The 3,122-nt window shown below is 76.3% G+C and carries 2 protein-coding genes; one reads left to right on the top strand and one right to left on the bottom strand.

The annotated features are described in order from the left end of the window. Positions 1-15: 15 nt before the first annotated feature. Positions 16-2,031: an AfsR/SARP family transcriptional regulator gene (locus CCN51_RS33675; protein ID WP_014175886.1), complete on the bottom strand. Its 2,016-nt coding sequence runs from the start codon at positions 2,029-2,031 to the stop codon at positions 16-18. 160 nt (positions 2,032-2,191) lie between these two features. Here CCN51_RS33675 and CCN51_RS33670 point away from each other — a divergent pair, with 160 nt between their 5' ends. Continuing rightward, complete coding sequence (locus tag CCN51_RS33670; protein WP_014175885.1) at positions 2,192-3,070, top strand: alpha/beta fold hydrolase; 879 nt, start codon at positions 2,192-2,194, stop codon at positions 3,068-3,070. Positions 3,071-3,122: the final 52 nt, after the last annotated feature.

The following is a 3,122-nucleotide window of genomic DNA, read 5'->3' as shown; positions in this document are numbered from 1 at the left end:
CTTTGACGACAGGCCCTAGCCGCGTCGGCCCGTGGTGCGCAGGGCCGTGGCGAGTTCGCCCAGGTACGTCGAGACCGGGCCCAGGGTGAGCAGCCCGCTGCCCGCCCCGGCCAGCTCCGCCGCCGCGGGGGCGAGCTCGCGGTGGGCGCGCTCCATCGTCTCCCGGTCGCCGACGGCGACGGCCGCCCGGGCGGTCAGGCACCACAGGGCCTCGAACAGCAGGTCGCGGGGCGGGTCCGGGGTCTCGCGCAGCGCTGCCGCGGCCTCGTCGCGGCGGTCCTGGGCCAGCAGCACCAAGGGGCGGGCCCAGGGCTCGTACGGTCCCCAGTCGCCGTGCTCGTCGGCCTGGGCGGGCAGCCCGTGCCGCATACGCAGGCACAGCAGCGCGAGCGGCAGCAGACCACGCTCCAGACCGGGCATACCGGCCCCGTCCAGCCGTGCGGCGGCGTCCCGGTAGGCCGCCTCCGCCTCCGCCCTGTGTTCCGCCTGTTCCGTCTGTTCTGCCGCCGGGCCGGTCGCGGCGAGCCGTAGCGCGGCGTACCACTGGGTGAACACGCCGACCAGCGGCAGCTCATGGCGCTCGGCCAGGCGGTCCGCGGCGCTCGCGTGGCGGTCGGCTCCGGTGAAGTCCGCCAGGGCGGCGCGGGCCTGGAGCCGGATGAGGTGGCCGAGGACTTCGAAGGTGGTCAGGCCGTGCCGGGCGGACAGGGCGATCAGCTCGGCGCCGATCGCGTCCCGGCGCGGCGCCAGACCGGCGCGGTGGAAGGTCTGCATGAACGTCGCGTTGAGGGCGAACGCCAGCAACGCGGGGTCGTCCAGGTGTCGGGCGATCTCCTCCGCCTGCCGGGCGGCCTGCGGCCCGCGCGCCGCGCGGGTGCCCCGCGACTCCAGGGCGATCGTGGTCAGCAGCCGGGCCCGGGCCGCGTCGTGCCCGCCGGGCGGCAGGGCGGACAGGGCGCGCTCGGCCGCCGCGACGACCCGCGCGGCCTGCTCCGGGTCGTCGAGCCGCGTCCAGATGGCCGGGACGTCGTACGCGCCGATCACGCGGGCGGTCAGCTCCGCGTCACCGAGCTCCTCGGCCGCCGCGACGGCCGCCACGCGGTGGTGGCGGGCCGTCTGGAGGCCGCTGCCGCCGGTCACCGCGAGACTGCGCAGCAGACCCACCGTCGACTCCAGACGTGCCCGGGCGCCGGAGGGCACGGTGCGGTCGTAGGCGGCCGCCGTACGCGCCCACACCCGGTCGGCAGCCCCGGGACCCGGGCCTGGGCCGGCGTCGAGGTGGGCGGCGTGGCCGAGGATGTCGGCCTCCAGGCCGCGCAGCCGCGGGCCCGGATCCACCCCCAGCTGCTCGGCCAGGAGCGTACGCGCCCGGCGCAGGACCGCCAGCGCGTCGCCCTGGCGGCCGGACCGGTACAGCGCCAGGGCCAGCAGCCGCCAGGCGTCCTCGCGCCAGGGGTGCTCGGCCACATGGGAGTCCAGGTCAGCCGCCGTCTCGGCGGCCAGGCCCAGCGCGAGCCGGGCCTCGGCCCGCCGCTCGACGGCGTGCAGCCGCAGCTGGGCGAGGCGCGAGCGCTCCGCGCGGGCCCATGGCTCGTCGGCGAATTCCGCGTAGGCGGGGCCGCGCCACCACTCCAGCGCCTCGTCCAGCCGCGCGAACGCGTCCTCGGGCGGCAGCGCCGCGGCGGCGGTCACCGCCCGCTCGAAGCTCCAGGCGTCCACCGCGCCCGGGTCGGCGCGCAGCGCATACCCCGGGCCCTCGGTGACCAGCAGGCGGGCCGGGGCGCGAGGCGGGCGCTCCGGTTCCAGAGTGCGCCGCAGCGCGGCCACGAAGGTGCGGATCGCGCCCACCGCGTCAGCGGGGGGCTCCTCCGGCCACAGGTCCTCGGCCAGGCGGCGGACGGGGACGACACGGCGGCGGGCGACGATCAGCCGGGCCAGTACCGCGCGGTGTCGCGGCCCCTTCAAGGCGATCGCGTCCCCGGCCCCGTCCCAGGCCGCCACCGGACCCAGCACGCCGAACAGGAACCGCACGCCGGACCACCCTTTCCGGGGCAGCGCCCCCGGTCACGGTAACGCGCTCATCCGATGCTCATTCGCGCCCGGCACGCTGACGACGCCTGAACATCCGAAACATCCGACGCCTGAACGTCTTCACCCCGAAAAACCTCTTCACCCTGAAAGGGGCGGAACCATGCCGCCTGTCATCGCCGGCTTCGCTCACCACCGTGTCCCCGTCGCCGACGGCGTGTCCCTCCACGTGGCCATCGGCGGCTCGGGCCCCCCGATCGTGCTGTTGCACGGCTTTCCGCAGACCCATCTGATGTGGCGGCACGTCGCCGCCGACCTCGCCGCCGACCACACCGTGATCTGCCCCGACCTGCGCGGCTACGGCGCCAGCGACAAGCCCGCCGACCCCGACGGCACCGGCTACGCCAAGCGCACCATGGCCGCCGACATCGTGGCCCTGGCCCGCGCGCTGGGGCATGAGCGGTTCGCGCTGGCCGGACACGACCGCGGCGCCCTGGTCGCCTTCCGCGCCGCCCTCGACCACCCGGCGGCCATCACCCACCTGGCCTGCCTCGATGTGCTCCCGACCCTGGACATGTGGGAGGCGCTGCACGGCACCACCGCCGCCGTGGGCTTCCACCTGTATCTGATGGCCCAGCCGCCCGGACTGCCCGAGCGGCTGATCGGTGCCGCCCCGGATCTCTTCTTCGGCCACTTCCTCGACCTGTGGACGGGCGACCCGCAGGCCATCCCGGCCGATGTCCGCGCCGCGTACCTGGACGCCTGCCGTGCGGCGGTGCCCTCGATCGTCGCCGACTACCGGGCCTCCGCCGGCATCGACACCGACCACGACCGGGCCGACCGCGCCGCCGGTCACCGGCTGCGGATGCCGGTCACCGTGCTCCAGCAGGACTGGGGCGCCGCCCTCGGCTACGACGCCGCCGCGCTGTGGCGCGCTTGGGCGCCCGATCTGCGGCACACCACCGTCACCTGCGGCCACTTCATGGCCGAGGAGGCCCCCGCCGATATCGCCAAGGCCCTGCGGGACCTGCTCACCCGCTGAAGACGCTCGAACGGTCCAACACACCCCCGAACGGCCGAAGCGGCCGGGCCGT

The organism is Streptomyces milbemycinicus, from assembly GCF_002154605.1.
Lineage (GTDB): Bacteria > Actinomycetota > Actinomycetes > Streptomycetales > Streptomycetaceae > Streptomyces > Streptomyces milbemycinicus.
Note: the sequence above shows the minus strand (reverse complement) of the source record. Positions and strands in the feature narration are given on the sequence as shown.

Excerpts from the sequence above, each read along its gene's own strand:
- CCN51_RS33670 (WP_014175885.1), top strand. The coding sequence starts at position 2,192 with ATGCCGCCTGTCATCGCCGGCTTCGCTCACCACCGTGTCCCCGTCGCC.